Origin of the sequence: Pseudomonas quebecensis, from assembly GCF_026410085.1 — a bacterium.
In the GTDB taxonomy this organism is placed as follows: domain Bacteria; phylum Pseudomonadota; class Gammaproteobacteria; order Pseudomonadales; family Pseudomonadaceae; genus Aquipseudomonas; species Aquipseudomonas quebecensis.
On record NZ_CP112866.1, the window covers coordinates 5531020 to 5546785 of the forward strand.

Genomic DNA, 15766 nt, shown 5'->3' on the forward strand with positions numbered 1-15766 from the left:
TGGCTCTCTCATAGACGGACCTGTCCTTCGTATACGCGCGTGGCCGGCCCGGTCATTATCACCGGGTGGCCCGGGCCTGCCCATTCGATGGACAAACGTCCGCCGGGCAGGTCGATCAGCAGCGGCGAATCCATCCACCCCTGGCTGATCGCGGCGACGGCAGCGGCGCAAGCACCGGTGCCGCACGCCTGGGTTTCGCCGGCGCCTCGTTCCCATACGCGCAGTTGCGCGCGGTTACGCTCGATCACCTGCAAAAAGCCCACATTGACCCGCGCCGGAAAGCGCGGATGGTGTTCTATTTTCGGCCCCAGATCGTGCACGGGCGCGTTGTTGATGTCGTTGACGCGCAGCACGGCGTGGGGATTGCCCATCGACACGGCCGCCAGGTCCAGCACGTTGCCATCGACGTCTACCGCATAGCTGGTCGCCTGCTCGCTGGCCTGGAACGGAATGTCCGCCGGTACCAGACGTGGCGCGCCCATGTTGACGCTGATCTGGCCGTCATTGCGTATGTCCAGTTCGATCACGCCGCTCTTGGTCTCGACGCGAATCTGTCGCTTGGCGGTCAGGCGCTTGTCCAGCACGAAGCGCGCGAAGCAGCGCGCGCCGTTGCCGCACTGTTCCACTTCGGAGCCGTCGGAGTTGAAGATCCGATAACGGAAATCCACCTCCGGATTGGTCGGGGCCTCGACAATCAGCAGTTGGTCGAAACCGATGCCGGTATGACGGTCGCCCCATTGTTTGGCGTGCTTGGGCAGGATGTGCGCGTGCTGGCTGACCAGGTCGAGAACCATGAAATCATTGCCCAGCCCGTGCATCTTGGTAAAACGCAGCAGCATGGCTTACTCCGGCAGCAGGCTTTCGCCAGCATACAACTCGGCTACCGTCTCGCGGCGACGCACTTCAAACGCTTGATCACCGTCCACCAGCACCTCGGCGGTACGGCCGCGGGTGTTGTAGTTGGAACTCATGACAAACCCGTAGGCACCGGCCGAATGCACGGCCAGCAGATCGCCTTCTTCCAGGGCGAGCTGACGATCCTTGGCCAGGAAGTCGCCGGTCTCACAGATCGGGCCGACGATGTCATAGGCGCGCGCAGCGCTGTTGCGAGGCGTTACCGCTGTGACATTCATCCAGGCCTGGTACAGCGCCGGGCGGATCAGGTCGTTCATCGCCGCATCGACGATGGCGAAATCCTTGTGTTCGGTGTGCTTGAGGTACTCGACCTGGGTCAGCAGCACGCCGGCGTTGGCGACAATGTAACGGCCCGGCTCGAACATCAGCGTCAGGTCGCGGCCTTCGATGCGCTCGCGCACGGCCTGGATGTAGTCGGCAATCAGCGGCGGCTCTTCGTCGCGGTAACGCACGCCGACACCACCACCCAGATCGATGTGGCGCAGGTAGATACCGCATTCGCCCAGGCGGTCGATCAGCGCCAGCAGGCGGTCGAGCGCATCGAGGAATGGTGGCAGTGTGGTCAGTTGCGAGCCGATATGGCAGTCGACGCCCAGCACTTCCAGGTTCGGCAACTGGGCGGCGCGGATGTACACATCCTCGGCGTCGGCAATCGCGATGCCGAACTTGTTCTCTTTGAGACCGGTGGAGATGTAGGGGTGGGTGCCGGCGTCGACGTCCGGGTTGACGCGCAGGGAGATCGGCGCGCGAACGCCCATCTCGGCGGCCACCTTTTGCAGGCGTTCCAGCTCTTCGGTGGACTCGACGTTAAAGCAATGCACGCCGACTTCCAGGGCGCGGCGCATGTCTTCACGGCTCTTGCCGACGCCGGAAAACACGATCTTGTCGGCCTGGCCGCCGGCGGCCAGCACCCGTTCCAGCTCGCCACGGGACACGATGTCGAAACCGGCGCCCAGACGCGCCAGGACATTGAGCACACCCAGGTTCGAGTTGGCCTTGACCGCGTAGCACACCAGATGCGGCACGCCATTCAACGGATCGGTAAACGAACGGTACTGCGCTTCGATGTGCGCACGCGAGTACACGTACGTCGGGGTGCCAAAGCGTTCGGCAACCGCGGACAGCGCCACGCCTTCCGCGAACAGCTCGCCGTCCCGGTAGTTAAAAGCGTCCATGGGGTTCCCTTATTCGAAGGTGTCGTGCTTATGCGCTTTGGCTGGCTTTTGCGACGATTGCGCCTGATCGTTAGGGTCTTTGCTGTCATCGGGCAGGTACAACGGGCCCTTCTGACCACAGGCACTAACGAGGCAGGCGACCGCGACGAGCGCAGCAAGGGAAGAGATCAGGCGCTTCATGGCGAAATCCTTGAATATGCATTAATTGCGCCCGAGTATACCGACCACCCGCCACCTTGCCTATGCGCTGGAATACCCGTCCGGCGGGGGTTTGCCGAGATGGTAGGGAAGCGGACTACGCTGGAAGGGGATATTTCATACCGCCATCTGCGATGAAATCGGTATCCTTTGCAATCGGCGAGGCTCGCCCGTATCGTGCGGCGCTTGAGCAAAACCAGACACTTTTGAGGTTGCCACAATGAGTTTGACCGAAGCCCGTTTTCACGACCTGGTGGATGCCACCCAGGAGAAGCTGGAAGATATTTTCGACGACAGCGACCTGGACGTGGATCTGGAACAATCGGCCGGTGTGTTGACTGTCAAGTTCGAGAGTGGCCAGCAATTGATCTTCAGTCGCCAGGAATCGCTGCGTCAGCTTTGGCTGGCGGCGCGCTCCGGTGGCATCCACTTTGACTACGACGAAGAAAGCCGCAAATGGCAGTGCGATAAGAGTGAAGAGTTGTTGGGCGAGATGCTCGCGCGCCTGGTCCAGGACTATACCGGCGAAGAGCTGGACTTCGACGAGATCTGATCGTGAGCCAGCCCGCCCCCGTACGCCCGCCCAAGCCGTTGTTCAGCAACGTCAGCCCGGCGGTGCCGTCACCTTGTATCAGTTTGTGTCGCCTGGATGAGCAAAAAGTCTGCCTCGGGTGCTTTCGCCATGTGGAAGACATCCGCGAATGGCGCTCGGCCGACGACGATCGACGCCGTGTGATCTGCGCCCAGGCCGAGCGACGCAAGGCCCACGCCTGAGGCTGTCTTGTTTATTTGTGACGCTGTGTTAGTGTCCGGTTACGCCTCCACTCATCGAGGCCCGTGAGAACCCCGCCTTTTTCTGGCGGGGTTTTGCTTTTTTGTGCAGAAAAAAGGAGTCTGCCTGAATCATGACCACCGCACCGTCCATCATCCTCACCCGCCTTGACGTGCAGCGTCTGGAGCAACTGATCGACCGTTTGGGCGACGAGTCTCCCGGCGTCGAAGCGTTGCAGGCCGAACTCGACCGCGCCGAAGAGGTGGTTGGCCACGATGAAGTGCCCGCGGGTGTCGTGACCATGAACTCCAGCGTGCATTGCCGCGAGCAAGGCAGCGGCAAGGACTACCACCTGACCCTGGTCTACCCGAAGCATGCGAATGCCGACGAAGGCAAGATTTCGATCATGGCGCCAGTGGGCAGCGCGTTGCTCGGCCTGCAAGTGGGCCAGCACATCGACTGGCCGGCACCCGGCGGCAAGACTCTCAAGCTTGAATTGCTCAGCGTTGAAGGCCAGCCCAAGGATGGGGGCGCCTTCCCGCTCTAAATCTGGCGCAGCGCCTCATTGAGCGACAGCTCCAGCTCGGCCTTATAGCGCAGGTACAGATTACTCGGGCTCTGCACATCGCCGAGCAGGCCCGACAAGTCCAGGTCGGTGATGTAGCAGCGGTAGCGCTCGGTTTCGCGGCGCTGCCCGACGATCTCCCGGGCGACCACGGTGAACAGTTGGTCGCCGAACTCCAGTTCGGAAAACTCGCGCTGATTGCAGTAGAGGGTGATGCCCACCTGACCGGGTGCCGCCTTGCTGATAATGGCCTGCACGTCATAGAACGGTTTGTTCTCCGAGGCCAAGGGCACAGGCCGAGGCTCGATGCCACGGGCGCGTCCGCTGCCGGATGGCAACAGCTGGTAATACAGCGTCTGTACGGCGCTCATCGGCTGTTGCGGGTCCAGCGGCGACAGCGCGTCGCGGCGGTAGATGATCGATTGTAAAAAGCGCTGCAACGGCACCAACAGGCTTTGCTCATCATGGAAAGGCAGGCGCTGTTGCCAGAGTGCGTTGAATTCATCCAGCACATACAGCTCCGCGAACCCTTCGTTGACCCGGTAGAACACCTGCACACAGTCCGCCATACCCATGGGTAACAGTAGCGCCAGGTCGTGGTCTTCCAAAGCCATGGCGTCCAGGTGCAACGGACTGTAGCTGGCCAGTTCCTCGCTGAGGTACGCGATCAACGCCTCTTGAGTGGCCAATGAAACGTGGACGGCCTGGCCCGGCGTCAACTCCATCACGTGGTAATGCTGCTGCACTTGCAACAGGTAGCGATGGTTGGAGCGGCCCAACAGCAGGTTCTGCGCGGTGTCGAAGACTTCTTCCACGCGCTGCGCGATAAATTGTGCACGGTTGTGACAGAAGCAGCGCACCCGCAGGCGCGGCAGGTGATTCGGCGGTAATTGGTTGAGGTAATCGCGCAGGCAGTCGAGCAGCGCGTGCGGCCCGTCGTAGCGGCTGACCATGACCTCGTTCCAGCTGTTGAGGGTCACCTGGTCCAATGTCAGCACCAGGTTGTCGCGCACCCCGGCATAGCTCAGGGAGTCGGTGCGCTCGGTGGTCATCAGGATATTCAGGTCGCGGTGGTGTTTGAGCGGGTCGACGCCGACGTTGATCAGCAACAGCACCTCTTCGGGCACCGCCGAGCGCAGCAGGCGCTCCTCATCAACGCTGGTCAGGGGCAGGGCGATGGTCTGCTGCAGGCTGCCCAGCAGGTTGAACAACTCGAACTCGGTCATGTCACTGACGCCAGGATGCAGGGCCAGGCGTGTACTGCTGTCGATGACCCCGTTGCGATGGCACCAGGTGAGCATTTCCAGCAGGTCGCGGCTGCGCTTGATCGGCGCGAAGTGCTCGCATTCGAGCGCGGTGAGGTTACCGTTATACAAGCCCCAATGGTGCTGGCCAGGCTCTTTGCGGACGGGCGACTGCACCAGCGTGAGGGTGTCTTCGGCCAAGTCCGGGGCGATGCCAGGGTTGATGAACTCGACTTTGCCGGCCTTGCGCTCGAACGCTGCATACAGCCGGCGGCCGAGCACGTTGAGGTCGCGCTTGTTGATCAGGCTGACGGTCTGCTCCGTGCGCGCGAATTGGGCCAGGAAGCGGTAGCTGTGGTTCAGCTCGTTGACCAGGGCACGGCGTTCAGAGGCCACCTGGCGTACTTTCCACTGGCTGCGGCTGTCCAGCAGGGCCAGTTGGCGATGGTCCCAGCCCCACTCATCGGCGAGACGTTCGAGCAGCAGGCGCTGCCAACTGGTCGTGCGCTGGCCGCTGCTGAGCTTGCGATTGACCTTCAGATACAGCGCGCGCCTTACCAGCTCCAGGCGTTCGGGCTCGTTGCGCTGCGTGAGGTATTCCTCGATGCGGCGGTACACCACGATGTAGGGGTCCAGCTCGTCAAGGTCAACCTGATTGGCGAACACGGCTCGCTTGAATCGCAGGCTCAGACAATGCACCTGTGGGTGCTCGCTGGCATAGACTTCGGTCAGCAGCAGTTTGAGCAGCGACTTGTAAGGTGACTCTATGCCTTTGAACAGTTGCCACAGCCCGGCTCCCATGAACTCGCCCGCCGGAATGTGTGCCAAGTGGCCCAGGTCCAGGGTCTCGTCGGCACGGATGAAGCGTTTGGACAGCAGCGTGTGAGTGAACTCGGCGTAGCGAGGTTCTTCATAGACCGGTACCAGCCACCAGATAGGCGTGCGCCCGGCCAGCCAGATGGCGGTGCGGTAGAACTCGTCGAGCAACAGGTAATGTTGGGTGGTGCCGCAATCATCGGAGCTGAGCTGCGTATCGCGCTCACCGAGTACGAAGCGGGTCGGCTCGATCAGGAAAAAGTGCGCCTCGGCACCCATGCTCAGGGCCCAGGTTTCCAGCAACTGGCATTTCCTGCGCAATTCGGCCAGTTCGCTCTCGCCCAGGTCAGCTGCGTGGCACACCCACACGTCCATATCGCTCTGGTCGGCCTGCGCCAGCGTGCCGAGACTGCCCATCAGGTACAGCCCGTGAATCGGCCTTGGCGGGTTGCCATGGCGTGGCTTATAGGAGAACGAGCGGGTCAGGCGCTGAGCTTCGGCCAGGGCCTGGGCGTCGGGCTCGAAATTCGACAGCCCGGCCGGCGTGCTGCCCGATACATAACCGGGCAGCAGCGGATGATTAACATGAAAAAACAGCGGTAGCAGCGTCAGCACGCTCTGCTGGCGTGGCGTCAGCCCCTCGACGGCTCGCGCCATGCGGCCTTCGTTCAGGGTCATGAACCGCGCACGCAACTGGGCCAGCACCTTGCGGTCGATGCCTTCGTCCAGGTCGGGGCGGATTTCGTGGGTGCGGGTCATGTAGAACTCGGCGGCTCGCAGGGCCCGGCATGGGCGGCCGTGTAGGAGTTTACAGCCAGAAACGTAGGAGGTTTAGAGGGAAATGGCTTTCGAGGTTAAAAATCGAGACGCTCCATAATGCGGCCCTCGGAATCCGCAGGAAGCGGACTCCATGGGCGGCGTACGCTCTCAGGCTGCTTCTTTAGTGCTGGCGGTGGTGAGGATGGTCAGCAGGGTTTGGGCCTGCTCTGCAGCGTCTCGGCCAAGGCTGGTCAGGTAGCCTCCATCCGCTTGATCGATCAGCCCTTTCGCGTGGAGGCGCTTGGCCGCGGCGATGGCAGCGGGAGCGGCGGTCTGATGGACTTTCAGGCCTTCCTGGGTGCTGTCCAAGGGGAAGAGTACAAGGATTTCCAGTTCGGCAACCAACTCAGGGGTATACGACATAAGGACTCCAGACTTTCTAAAATTTATTAGAGGCTAGCAGACCATAAGGTGAACGCACTTTGCCGAACTGTCCAGCAGCGTTGCTGCGTGTCGGGATTAATCCTTTTCAGGCGGCAGATCGGGCAGTGCGCGCAGCGCTGTTTCATACCATTGGGTATCGAACGCGCGGTCCTCATCCAACATGGCGTCGATTTCGAACGCCAGCACATGAGCCATCAGATTCAGAATCTCCTCGCGCTCGTAACCCACCAGCGTCAACTTGTTGAACGTGGCCTTGGCGGCAGGCGGGTTGTCGTTTTCGATCTGGTTTTCGATCGCTTCGATCAACGTATTTTCGGTGAATGTTTCTTCGTCGCTATCGATATCGGTGGGCTCGCTCATGGCGGGACTCCTTCAAGGAAAGGGCGCCAGTCTACCCCCATTCAGCCAGGTGATGCTGCTGGTCAGATGGCCCGGCGGCGTCTATAACGCTTGCAGCCAACCCCGCACACGGCCTGGAGGCTTTGCGATGCTCAAGCTTTACGGATTTTCGGTCAGCAACTACTACAACATGGTGAAACTGGCGCTGCTGGAGAAGGGCCTGCCCTTTGAAGAAGTGCCGTTTTATGCCGGGCAGACCCCTGACGTTCTGGCCGTCAGCCCGCGCGGCAAGGTGCCGGTATTGGGTGTGAAGCAGGGGTTTATCAATGAAACCAGCGTGATTCTGGAATATATCGAACAAACCCAGGAAGGGCCGTCGCTGCTCCCGGCCGACCCGTTCCAGCGCGCCCAGGTGCTGGCGTTGTGCAGGGAGATCGAACTGTACATCGAGTTGCCTGCGCGGGCGTGTTTTGGCGAGGCATTTTTTGGCATGCAAGTGCCGGAGGCGATCAAGGAAAAATCCAGGGCGGAATTGCTGCTGGGCATCGCTTCGCTGGGAAGGCACGGCAAGTTTGCGCCGTATGTGGCGGGAGACAGCTTCACGATCGCGGATCTGTACTTTATGTACAGCCTGAACCTGGCCTGCGGGGTGGGGGATAAATTGTTTGGCCTGGACCTGCTGGCGCAGCTGCCGGCTGCCAAGGCATTGCTGGAACGTCTGAATGACATGCCTAACGCCCGGAAGGTAGAGGCTGACAGGCAGGCCGCGATGCCGGGGTTCATGGCGATGGTTGCGGCCAAAAAGTAATCAAGTATGGGAGGGGCAAAACCCCTCCCATATGTCTTAGCGACTGGCGAGCAGTGCCTGGCCGCGCACGACGGCTGCCTTCACCTGTGCCGGCGCCGTGCCGCCCACATGGTTACGGGCGTTGACCGAACCTTCCAGGGTCAGCACGGCAAACACGTCCTGCTCGATCTGGTCGCTGAACTGGCGTAGTTCTTCCAGGCTCATTTCCGCCAGGTCTTTACCAGTGTCCACGCCGTATTTCACGGCGTGGCCGACGATTTCGTGGCAGTCGCGGAACGGCAGGCCACGGCGCACCAGGTAGTCCGCCAGGTCAGTCGCGGTGGAGAACCCGCGCAGGGCGGCTTCGCGCATCATGGCGTGCTTGGGCTTGATCGCAGGGATCATGTCGGCAAACGCGCGCAACGAGTCGCGCAGCGTGTCGGCGGCGTCGAACAGCGGTTCCTTGTCTTCCTGGTTGTCCTTGTTGTAGGCCAATGGCTGGCCTTTCATCAGGGTCAGCAGGCCCATCAGTGCGCCGAATACACGGCCGCTCTTGCCACGCACCAGCTCAGGCACGTCGGGGTTTTTCTTTTGCGGCATGATCGAGCTACCGGTGCAGAAGCGGTCCGGCAGGTCGATGAATTGGAGTTGCGCGCTGGTCCACAGCACCAGCTCTTCGGAGAAGCGCGACAGGTGCATCATCGCGATGCTGGCGGCGGCGCAGAATTCGATGGCGAAGTCGCGGTCCGACACGCCATCCAGAGAGTTGCCGCCCACGGCATCGAAGCCCAGCAATTGCGCGGTGTACTCACGGTCGATCGGGTAAGTCGTACCGGCCAGCGCGGCGCTGCCCAGGGGCATGCGATTGGCGCGCTTGCGGCAGTCCACCAGGCGCTCATAGTCGCGGCTGAGCATTTCGAACCAGGCCAGCAGATGGTGGCCGAATGTCACGGGTTGCGCAGTCTGCAGGTGGGTGAAGCCGGGCATGATGGTGTCCGATTCGCGCTCGGCCTGCTCCAGCAAACCTTTTTGCAGGCGGGTGATCTCGGCCAGGATCAGGTCGATTTCATCGCGCAGCCACAGGCGGATATCGGTGGCCACCTGGTCGTTACGGCTGCGCCCGGTGTGCAACTTCTTGCCGGTCACACCGATGCGGTCGGTGAGGCGCGCCTCGATATTCATGTGCACGTCTTCCAGGTCGACGCGCCAGTCGAAGGTGCCGGCTTCAATCTCACCGCGGATGGTGGTCAGACCGTCGATGATACTGTCGCGCTCGGCGTCGGTCAGCACGCCGACTTTGGCCAGCATCGTGGCGTGGGCGATGGAGCCCATGATGTCGTGGCGGTACAGGCGCTGGTCGAAGGTGACGGAGGCGGTGAAGCGCGCGACGAAGGCGTCGACGGGTTCACTGAAGCGGCCGCCCCAGGACTGGTTGGTCTTGTCGGTGCTCATGGATTCGCTCGTGATTTGCTGTAAGTAAAAGGCATGGACGTGTGACGCCGATCATAACAGGGTTGCTCGCGGAGGCGGTGGCGAGGGTCGTCGGCATTTTTATTTGTACAAAGGATGGCTAAGTGCCTTGCCGCCGATCACGTCCGGGACGAGACTGGAGAAAGACGCTTATTGAAACGATATTTGACGATTGAGCAATGTCGCCTCGGCGAGCGTCTACAGTTGGACTGAGAGTGTATGAATGCACCAAAGTCGGCTATTGCGGTCAGAGCCCAGACTAACCATTAAACAAGGGGGGTATTCGGATTGTGTATCAGCAAACCCTACGACGATGCCCGAAGGCTGCAGGTCTTGGGCACTCTTGAACAGATCCGGGTAAATATGGGTGCCACCGTCGGGGCACTTTTTGCCGCTCGCACTAGTCTTAGCGTGGATCGCTGTGACGCAAGTCACCGCACCTGTCTACGTTATCCATGTGCGAGACTCACGCAGGAATCCAGCGCAATATGAATGTCCTGATCGTTGATGACGAACCCCAAGCCCGCGACCGACTGAGCCGTCTGGTCGGTGAGCTCGAGGGTTATACAGTCCTAGAACCGAGCGCCACCAGCGGTGAGGAAGCGTTGACGCTGATCGACAGCCTCAAGCCGGATGTACTGCTGCTCGATATCCGCATGCCGGGCCTGGATGGTCTGCAGGTTGCCGCCCGCCTGAGTGAACGCGAATCACCGCCGGCCGTGGTGCTGTGTGCGGCCCAGGAAGAGTTTCCCGCGCAGACGCTGGAAGACAGCGGTGTGAGTTTCGTGACTAAACCGGTGACGGCCGAAGCGCTGCTCAAGGCCCTGAAAAAGGCCGAGCGCCCCAGCCGCGCCCAGCTCGCCGCCTTGACCCAGCCTGCCGCCCAAAGTGGCAACGGCCCCCGCAGTCATATCAGTGCGCGTACCCGCAAGGGCATCGAGTTGATTCCCCTGAATCAAGTGGTGTACTTCATTGCCGACCACAAGTACGTGACCTTGCGTCACGAAGCGGGAGAAGTCTTGCTCGACGAGCCGCTCAAGGCCCTGGAAGATGAGTTCGGCGACCGCTTCGTGCGGATCCACCGCAATGCACTGGTGGCCAGAGAGCGTATCGAACGCCTGCAACGCACGCCATTGGGGCACTTCCAGTTGTTCCTCAAAGGGCTCAATGGCGATGCCTTGATCGTCAGCCGACGGCATGTCGCCGGCGTACGCAAGATGATGCAGCAGCTTTAGTTCGAGGGCTGTGGCGCAATTTGCATTCCTTATCCCGGTGCGACGAGGCCAGGGAGGCCCCGCACTTGCTGATTCAAATCAAGGCGTATTTGCCTGAGCTGTTATTATCTGCCGTATCTATTCAGTACGGATTGATTCATGTCCTCTCGCGAAATCCGCATCGCCACCCGTAAAAGCGCCTTGGCCCTATGGCAGGCCGAATACGTCAAAGCACGCCTGGAGCTTGCCCATCCGGGCCTCAAGGTGTCCCTGGTGCCCATGGTCAGTCGTGGCGACAAGCTGCTCGACTCACCGCTGTCGAAGATCGGCGGCAAGGGCTTGTTCGTCAAGGAGCTGGAAACCGCGCTGCTGGAGAACGAAGCCGACATCGCCGTGCATTCGATGAAAGACGTGCCGATGGACTTCCCTGAAGGCTTGGGCCTGTTCTGCATCTGCGAGCGCGAAGACCCGCGCGATGCCTTCGTTTCCAATAACTACGCATCGCTGGATGACCTCCCTTTGGGCAGCATCGTCGGCACGTCGAGCCTGCGACGCCAGGCTCAGCTGCTGACCCGCCGCCCCGACCTGCAGATCCGCTTTCTGCGCGGAAACGTCAACACCCGCCTGGCCAAGCTGGACAGCGGTGAATATGACGCCATCATCCTCGCCGCCGCCGGTTTGATCCGTCTCGGTTTCGAGGACCGCATCACTTCGGCCATCAGTGTCGAAGACAGCCTGCCAGCGGGTGGGCAGGGCGCAGTGGGCATTGAGTGCCGCAGCGCGGACAGCGAAATTCACGCGCTTCTCAAGCCTCTGGATCACTACGACACTGAAGTGCGCGTCACGGCCGAGCGTGCCCTGAACAAGCACCTCAATGGCGGCTGCCAGGTGCCGATTGCCTGCTACGCGGTGCTCGAAGGCGATAACCTGTGGCTGCGTGGCCTGGTGGGCGACCCCGACGGCGGCACGTTGCTGACCGCCGAGGTGCGTGGTCCGCAACGCGATGCGACGGCACTGGGGGTCCAGGTGGCTGAAGAACTGCTGGCCAAGGGCGCCGGCGCCATCCTGCAAAAAGTCTATGGCGAGGCCGGGCCGCAGTGATCGGCTGGCGCTTGCTGCTGACGCGGCCCGCCGAGGAATCGGTGGCGCTGGCGGCGGCGTTATCCGCCGTCGGGATCTACAGCAGCAGCCTGCCTTTGCTGGACATCGAGCCGCTGCCTGTCAGCCCGGAACGGCAGGCGGTACTTCGTGATCTGGGCCGTTACTGCGCGGTAATCGTGGTCAGCAAGCCGGCCGCGCGCCTGGCCTTGCAATACCTGGACAGGCAATGGCCTCAGGTGCAGTGGTTCAGTGTCGGCGCGGCCACCGCGCAGGTGTTGGCCGCGCGTGGCTACAGGGTTGATTACCCGCAAACCGGCGACGACAGCGAGGCTTTGCTGCAACTGCCGGCGTTGCGCGAGGCGATTGCTCGCCCCGATGCGCGAGTGCTGATCGTGCGGGGTGAGGGCGGTCGCGAGTTGCTGGCGCAACAGTTGCGCGCCAGAGGTGTTAGTGTCGATTATCTGGAGTTGTACCGGCGGCTCCTGCCTGAGTACGACGTCGGTGAACTGACGCGGCGCATCCAGTTGGAACGCTTGAACGGCGTGGTGGTCAGCAGTGGGCAGGGTTTTTTGCATCTGCAAGCCCTGGCCGGTGCCGATTGGCCACAGGTGGCACAACTGCCATTGTTCGTACCCAGCCCGCGAGTCCAGCAGATGGCGCAGGCTGCCGGCGCAGAAAAAGTTGTGGATTGTCGCGGCGCGAGCGCTGCGGCGTTGTTAGTGGCGTTACGCGGCATTGTCTTATAAAAAGATCCCGCCCCACTCTCTGATACGCAAAGGACGGATACGTGAGCGAAACAGCCTTGCCTAAAGATGAAGCTCAACCCGCACTTCAAGCGCCGGTCGAGTCAACGGTCACCGCGCCGCGCCGTGGCAATGGCCTGGCAGTCGTCGCCTTGCTGCTCGGCGTTGCCGGGGTGGCAGCCGGCGGTTGGGGCATCTGGCAGGTCCGTGCCCTGCAAGCCAGCGGCCAGCAGCAGACCGGTCAGGTGCAGGCCCTGGACGACCAATCCCAGTCCCTCAAGCAGAACCAGCAGCAACTGGCCGCGCGTCTGGCCCAGTTGCCAGCTGCGGACGAGCTGGAAGAGCGCCGTCGCCTGGTGACGCAGTTGCAGGCCGATCAACAACACTTGAGCCAGCGGCTGGAGACCGTGCTGGGCGCCAGTCGTCAGGACTGGCGCCTGGCCGAGGCCGAGCACTTGATCCGCCTGGCGAGCCTGCGTCTGTCGGCGTTACAGGACATCAACAGCGCCCTGGCGCTGGTGCAGGGCGCCGACGAGATTCTTCGCGAGCAAAGCGACCCAGGTGCGTACGCCGCGCGTGAGCAATTGGCCAAGAGCCTGGTGGCGCTGCGCAGTACCGAACAACCGGATCGCACCGGGCTTTACCTGCAATTGGCCGCCCTGCGCGACCAAGTGGTGCAGCTGGCGGCGATTGCGCCGGAGTATCAGTTGACCGAGCCTTCCAGCGATGGGCGGCCGACCACTGACACACAAAGCCGTTGGAGCGAATGGTGGGAGCAGATTTCCCGCTACTTCCGTATCGATTTCAACCCGGACGACAACATTCGTCCGCTGCTCGCCGGCCAAGGCTTGAACCAGGTTCGCCTGGCCTTGAGTCTGGCTCTTGAGCAAGCACAATGGGCTGCGCTCAATGGCGAGTCGGCGGTGTACAGTCGCTCGCTCGCAGAAGCGCGCAGTGTGCTGCAGGACAACTTCAATCAGGATAATCCCCAGAGCAAAGCGATGCTGGCGCGTATTGCCGAGCTTGAGCCTAAAGCCGTTTCGGTGGTGACGCCCGATCTGGCCGCCAGCTTGGCGGCTGTGCAGGCGTATCTTGATCGTCGTCACTTGTCCGCCGATGAAGCCAAGGCGGCTGCCAAGCCGGCGACCCAGGAGTAGAGCCGATGAAGCGTTTCTATGTGATCCTGGTGCTGGCGATTGCCATCGCCCTTGCGCTGGCCGTGGGCATCTCGAAACATACCGGCTACGTGCTGATTACCTACCCCCATGTGTTGCATTACGAGTCGAGCCTTTGGGCGACCCTGATCGCGGTATGTGGCATCGCCCTGGCAATCTATCTGATCCGCGTGGCGCTGAGCCTGGTCACCACGTCGAGCGGTGTGGTCAACCCCTGGTCGCGGCGTAACCGCAGCCGTCGTGTGCAGATTGCTATCGAGCAGGGCCAGATGGACCTCGCCGAGGGACGTTGGGCCAGCGCTGAACGCCATTTGCATCGGGCTGCCGAAGCTGAGCGCCAACCGCTGCTCTACTATCTCGGCGCCGCGCGTGCGGCCAACGAGCAGGGGCGCTACGAAGAGGCCGACGGTTTGCTCGAGCGGGCCCTTGAGCGCCAGCCCCAGGCTGAGCTGGCGGTCGCCTTGAGCCACGCCCAACTGCAACTGGACCGTGGCGACACGGACGGGGCCCTGGTCACCCTGCAGGCGATGCATGAGCGCCACCCGCATAACGCGCAACTCCTGCGCCAATTGCAGCGCTTGCATCAGCAGCGTGGCGACTGGTCCTCAGTGATCCGGCTGCTGCCGGAACTGCGTAAGGACAAGGTGTTACCCGCCGCTGAACTGGCCGAATTGGAACGTCGCGCATGGGGTGAGAACCTGAGCCTGGCTGCCCAGCGCGAAGAGCAGGGCGAGGCGGGGTTGCAGTCGCTGGAGCGCGCCTGGCAACAACTCACCTCCGCCCAGCGCCAGGAACCGCAGTTGGTGCTGGCCTATGCCGAACAGTTGCGCCAGTTGGGCGCAGACGCCAAGGCCGAGGAGGCCCTGCGCGCAGCGATCAAACGCGACTACAACAGCCACCTGATGCGACTGTATGGCCTCCTGCGTGGCAGTGACCCGGCGCGGCAGTTGAAGTTTGCCGAAGGCCGGCTCAAGGAGCATCCAGGCGACGCCAGCCTGCTGCTGACCTTGGGTCGCTTGTGTCTGCAGAACAGCTTGTGGGGCAAGGCGCGCGACTACCTCGAACGCAGCCTGCAGGTGCAGCGCAACCCCGAGGCCTGCGCCGAACTGGCACGCTTGTTGGCGCAACTGGGGGATACCGAGCGCAGCAACCAACTGTTCCAGGAAGGCCTGGGCTTGCTGGATAGCCGTCTGCTGGCGTCCCCCTTGCCAGTTCCCGCGCGAGTTTGATGTAGGAACAGAGCCGAGGGCTGCCTCAGACGCGTCTGAGCGTCAGCCCTTTCTAGGAGGTCAAAACTCGGCCAGGCGTTGCTGGCGGCAGCCTCCTACACACAGTGGCTTAAAGTCTTCCAGGTTCTGGCGGGATCTCCTTAAGCGCTCACGGAATCGGCTGATCTGTCGCGTATTGAAAGGAGTCAGGCCTTTCCTCTACCGTAGCCACCTGTCTTTCGCGATGCGGATAAAGCATGTCTTTGGCCCCTTCACGTTCCTTGTTTTTTCTGGCGTTCATGGCGGGTACGCTGACGTTGGGCGCTTCCTATTACCTCGAATTCGGAGCCTCGCTGCGCCCGTGTTTTCTGTGCCAAATGCAGCGCGTATTTCTAGCGGCGTTCACGTTGGTCAATCTGGTGGCCGCGCTCCATAACCCCAGGCGTCCCATCATCTACGTGTACGGCGTGGCGAGCATGGGCTGTGCATTACTGGGGGCGGCCACCGCCGTGCGCCAGGTCTTGCTGCAAAATTCCGCACCTGGGCAGGCCGCCAATTGTTGGCCGAACGCCAGCCACATGCTCGAAGATATTTCGTGGTGGCAGGCGCTGCAGCTGGCGGTCAAAGGTACCGTTGACTGCATGGAAATCAGCTGGACGCTGTTTGATTTGAGCCTCCCTGAGTGGAGCCTGCTGTTTTTCGTGGGAATGCTGATCCTGGGCATCATGCAGTTTTCACGGCTGCTGCTCAGGCGAGGCCTGCACCCTGCGAGGCATTAAAACCCGGCGGTGGTTTGTAGGAGGGGATTAAACACTTGTATGAACTTTCTGTCCTGCGTACC

At 61.7% G+C, this 15766-nt stretch carries 17 protein-coding genes and 1 pseudogene; 11 read left to right on the top strand and 7 right to left on the bottom strand.

Annotated elements, in window-relative coordinates:
- Positions 1 to 8: 8 nt before the first annotated feature.
- The 3 genes from dapF to lptM are packed head-to-tail and all read right to left on the bottom strand — an operon-like array spanning position 9 to position 2270.
- The gene (gene dapF, locus OSC50_RS25545) at positions 9 to 839 is read right to left on the bottom strand and encodes a diaminopimelate epimerase (protein WP_181076317.1); all 831 of its coding nucleotides are present in this window, start codon (positions 837 to 839) and stop codon (positions 9 to 11) included.
- A gap of 3 nt (positions 840 to 842) precedes the next feature.
- Positions 843 to 2090: a diaminopimelate decarboxylase gene (lysA, locus tag OSC50_RS25550; protein ID WP_181076318.1), complete on the bottom strand. Its 1248-nt coding sequence runs from the start codon at positions 2088 to 2090 to the stop codon at positions 843 to 845.
- 9 nt (positions 2091 to 2099) lie between these two features.
- On the bottom strand, positions 2100 to 2270 hold the full coding sequence (lptM, locus tag OSC50_RS25555; protein ID WP_253509776.1) for an LPS translocon maturation chaperone LptM: 171 nt from the start codon (positions 2268 to 2270) through the stop codon (positions 2100 to 2102).
- A 238-nt stretch (positions 2271 to 2508) separates the two neighbouring features.
- Between lptM and cyaY the strand changes: the two genes are divergently transcribed.
- The 3 genes from cyaY to rnk all read left to right on the top strand — a co-directional run bounded on the left by cyaY (position 2509) and on the right by rnk (position 3607).
- The gene (cyaY, locus tag OSC50_RS25560) at positions 2509 to 2841 is read left to right on the top strand and encodes an iron donor protein CyaY (RefSeq protein ID WP_266247428.1); all 333 of its coding nucleotides are present in this window, start codon (positions 2509 to 2511) and stop codon (positions 2839 to 2841) included.
- A gap of 2 nt (positions 2842 to 2843) precedes the next feature.
- A complete protein-coding gene (locus OSC50_RS25565) occupies positions 2844 to 3062 on the top strand; it encodes a DUF1289 domain-containing protein (RefSeq protein ID WP_181076322.1) in 219 nt (72 codons plus the stop codon).
- Positions 3063 to 3193: 131 nt separating this feature from the next.
- A complete protein-coding gene (gene rnk, locus OSC50_RS25570; RefSeq protein ID WP_181076324.1) occupies positions 3194 to 3607 on the top strand; it encodes a nucleoside diphosphate kinase regulator in 414 nt (137 codons plus the stop codon).
- On the opposite strand, the gene OSC50_RS25575 is transcribed toward rnk, so the two are convergent.
- From OSC50_RS25575 to OSC50_RS25585, 3 genes are all read right to left on the bottom strand, one after another.
- A complete protein-coding gene (locus OSC50_RS25575; protein WP_266247427.1) occupies positions 3604 to 6444 on the bottom strand; it encodes a class I adenylate cyclase in 2841 nt (946 codons plus the stop codon). The two genes, rnk and OSC50_RS25575, sit on opposite strands and share 4 nt — an antisense overlap.
- Before the next feature lie 168 nt (positions 6445 to 6612).
- Entirely contained in the window at positions 6613 to 6867 is a 255-nt protein-coding gene (locus OSC50_RS25580) for a TIGR02647 family protein (RefSeq protein ID WP_181076327.1), read from the bottom strand.
- Positions 6868 to 6963: 96 nt separating this feature from the next.
- On the bottom strand, positions 6964 to 7248 hold the full coding sequence (locus OSC50_RS25585) for a hypothetical protein (RefSeq protein ID WP_253509773.1): 285 nt from the start codon (positions 7246 to 7248) through the stop codon (positions 6964 to 6966).
- Positions 7249 to 7375: 127 nt separating this feature from the next.
- Between OSC50_RS25585 and OSC50_RS25590 the strand changes: the two genes are divergently transcribed.
- Positions 7376 to 8035 carry a glutathione S-transferase family protein gene (locus OSC50_RS25590; RefSeq protein ID WP_266247426.1) on the top strand — a complete coding sequence of 220 codons (660 nt, stop codon included), beginning with the start codon at positions 7376 to 7378 and terminating at the stop codon, positions 8033 to 8035.
- Positions 8036 to 8071: 36 nt separating this feature from the next.
- Here the strand turns inward: OSC50_RS25590 and argH are convergent, their stop codons facing one another.
- Positions 8072 to 9466, bottom strand: coding sequence for an argininosuccinate lyase (gene argH, locus OSC50_RS25595; protein ID WP_266247425.1), 1395 nt, complete (start codon positions 9464 to 9466; stop codon positions 8072 to 8074).
- 393 nt (positions 9467 to 9859) lie between these two features.
- Between argH and OSC50_RS26340 the strand changes: the two are divergent.
- The 7 genes and pseudogenes from OSC50_RS26340 to OSC50_RS25625 form a co-directional block, all read left to right on the top strand.
- Positions 9860 to 9976 (top strand): annotated as a pseudogene (locus tag OSC50_RS26340) (sensor histidine kinase); the annotation flags it as partial.
- Complete coding sequence (locus OSC50_RS25600; protein ID WP_181076332.1) at positions 9973 to 10719, top strand: LytR/AlgR family response regulator transcription factor; 747 nt, start codon at positions 9973 to 9975, stop codon at positions 10717 to 10719. The pseudogene OSC50_RS26340 and the gene OSC50_RS25600, both read left to right, overlap by 4 nt.
- 138 nt (positions 10720 to 10857) lie before the next feature.
- Positions 10858 to 11799, top strand: a complete 942-nt coding sequence (gene hemC / locus OSC50_RS25605) for a hydroxymethylbilane synthase (protein ID WP_181076334.1) — start codon at positions 10858 to 10860, stop codon at positions 11797 to 11799.
- Positions 11796 to 12545: a uroporphyrinogen-III synthase gene (locus OSC50_RS25610; protein ID WP_266247424.1), complete on the top strand. Its 750-nt coding sequence runs from the start codon at positions 11796 to 11798 to the stop codon at positions 12543 to 12545. The genes hemC and OSC50_RS25610 overlap by 4 nt, the downstream gene beginning before the upstream one ends.
- Before the next feature lie 41 nt (positions 12546 to 12586).
- A complete protein-coding gene (locus OSC50_RS25615; protein ID WP_181076337.1) occupies positions 12587 to 13699 on the top strand; it encodes a uroporphyrinogen-III C-methyltransferase in 1113 nt (370 codons plus the stop codon).
- Between the two features lie 5 nt (positions 13700 to 13704).
- Positions 13705 to 14946: a heme biosynthesis protein HemY gene (locus OSC50_RS25620; protein WP_266247423.1), complete on the top strand. Its 1242-nt coding sequence runs from the start codon at positions 13705 to 13707 to the stop codon at positions 14944 to 14946.
- 236 nt (positions 14947 to 15182) lie between these two features.
- Positions 15183 to 15704 (top strand): disulfide bond formation protein B, encoded by a 522-nt coding sequence (locus OSC50_RS25625; RefSeq protein ID WP_181076340.1) that lies wholly within the window; start codon positions 15183 to 15185, stop codon positions 15702 to 15704.
- The last annotated feature ends 62 nt before the right edge of the window (positions 15705 to 15766 follow it).

What these genes read in the sequence shown, in the direction of transcription:
- OSC50_RS25620 (WP_266247423.1), top strand. Translation starts at nt 13,705, where the DNA reads ATGAAGCGTTTCTATGTGATCCTGGTGCTGGCGATTGCCATCGCCCTT.
- lysA (WP_181076318.1), bottom strand. Translation starts at nt 2,090, where the DNA reads ATGGACGCTTTTAACTACCGGGACGGCGAGCTGTTCGCGGAAGGCGTG.
- dapF (WP_181076317.1), bottom strand. Translation starts at nt 839, where the DNA reads ATGCTGCTGCGTTTTACCAAGATGCACGGGCTGGGCAATGATTTCATG.
- OSC50_RS25590 (WP_266247426.1), top strand. Translation starts at nt 7,376, where the DNA reads ATGCTCAAGCTTTACGGATTTTCGGTCAGCAACTACTACAACATGGTG.
- hemC (WP_181076334.1), top strand. Translation starts at nt 10,858, where the DNA reads ATGTCCTCTCGCGAAATCCGCATCGCCACCCGTAAAAGCGCCTTGGCC.
- lptM (WP_253509776.1), bottom strand. Translation starts at nt 2,270, where the DNA reads ATGAAGCGCCTGATCTCTTCCCTTGCTGCGCTCGTCGCGGTCGCCTGC.
- OSC50_RS25580 (WP_181076327.1), bottom strand. Translation starts at nt 6,867, where the DNA reads ATGTCGTATACCCCTGAGTTGGTTGCCGAACTGGAAATCCTTGTACTC.
- rnk (WP_181076324.1), top strand. Translation starts at nt 3,194, where the DNA reads ATGACCACCGCACCGTCCATCATCCTCACCCGCCTTGACGTGCAGCGT.
- OSC50_RS25625 (WP_181076340.1), top strand. Translation starts at nt 15,183, where the DNA reads ATGTCTTTGGCCCCTTCACGTTCCTTGTTTTTTCTGGCGTTCATGGCG.
- OSC50_RS25575 (WP_266247427.1), bottom strand. Translation starts at nt 6,444, where the DNA reads ATGACCCGCACCCACGAAATCCGCCCCGACCTGGACGAAGGCATCGAC.
- argH (WP_266247425.1), bottom strand. Translation starts at nt 9,466, where the DNA reads ATGAGCACCGACAAGACCAACCAGTCCTGGGGCGGCCGCTTCAGTGAA.
- OSC50_RS25600 (WP_181076332.1), top strand. Translation starts at nt 9,973, where the DNA reads ATGAATGTCCTGATCGTTGATGACGAACCCCAAGCCCGCGACCGACTG.
- OSC50_RS25585 (WP_253509773.1), bottom strand. Translation starts at nt 7,248, where the DNA reads ATGAGCGAGCCCACCGATATCGATAGCGACGAAGAAACATTCACCGAA.
- cyaY (WP_266247428.1), top strand. Translation starts at nt 2,509, where the DNA reads ATGAGTTTGACCGAAGCCCGTTTTCACGACCTGGTGGATGCCACCCAG.